General features: G+C 55.9%; 1 protein-coding gene. It reads right to left on the minus strand.

Annotated elements, in window-relative coordinates:
- The coding region (locus ABRZ26_RS25010) for a VENN motif pre-toxin domain-containing protein (RefSeq protein WP_319606708.1) at window positions 1–932 on the minus strand (932 nt) is incomplete at both ends.

Here is a 932-nt window from a genome sequence, read left to right on the forward strand (position 1 = left end):
CCCCCCGCGACCAATCCCCAGAAATTTTCTGGCTCACCAATAAACGCCAAAGCACGATCACCGTTAGTAGTATGACTATTAATATAATTAAGGTCATAATTGTTATTGGATGCAACATAATCCCTTACATCCCGGTTATCCAACGAACCGTATAGCCAATCAGGCCTGTTAGCAGCAGACAACCCGCCTTCAACATTCCATTTAGTTTCACCACTCAGAACAACCAGAGGATCTGTCGCCAGCGCCTGTTGCAACTCTTCACGGTTTTCCTTATTTAACGAGTCGTATTTACGAATTACCGCATCACAGTCGTCACCGGAAGCCTTGCAAGCTGTCATTTCTTTATCAAAAGCGCGAGCCTCATCAAAGCTCAGGTAATTATTCTCAACCGTCGTCTTCCCTGACTGGGCGCCGGCAAGGGCGGATGCCGTGCTGTCTCCCGCCAGTCCGCCCGCCAGTCCTGAGGCCAGCGTCGCCAGCGCCGATATTGTCTGCTTCTCTTCCTCGCTCAGTTCGCCGACCGTTTTACCATACGCCTCGGTCGCTATCATTCCCATCAACTCGCCCGTCGCCGCGCCTGCCGCCGCTGTCGCGCCGTCCTTGCCCTGCATCGCCGCCAGCGTTGCGTTCACTGTCGCATGCGCCAGCACCCGGCCCGTCATATTCGTCTCAGGGACTGTCTGGGCGATGACATTGGCAATATAAGGCGCTGCGCCACCGGCGATTGCCGCCTGCATGTCTCCCCCGGCAAGCCCCTGTACTGCCGCCGTCGCCGCCTGTATCGCACGCTGAACCTCACTCCCCGTGCCATATTTCCGCATCTCGGCTTTGTAGATAGCCGTTTCTCGCAGTTGCTCGGCGCTATAATTCGGGTGTTTCTCTTTCGCCGCGTTTATCGCCCGGATTTGCCCCTCCGTGCGTGCGATATCCGC

The organism is Brenneria sp. L4-2C, from assembly GCF_040240335.1.
Taxonomy (GTDB): domain Bacteria; phylum Pseudomonadota; class Gammaproteobacteria; order Enterobacterales; family Enterobacteriaceae; genus Brenneria.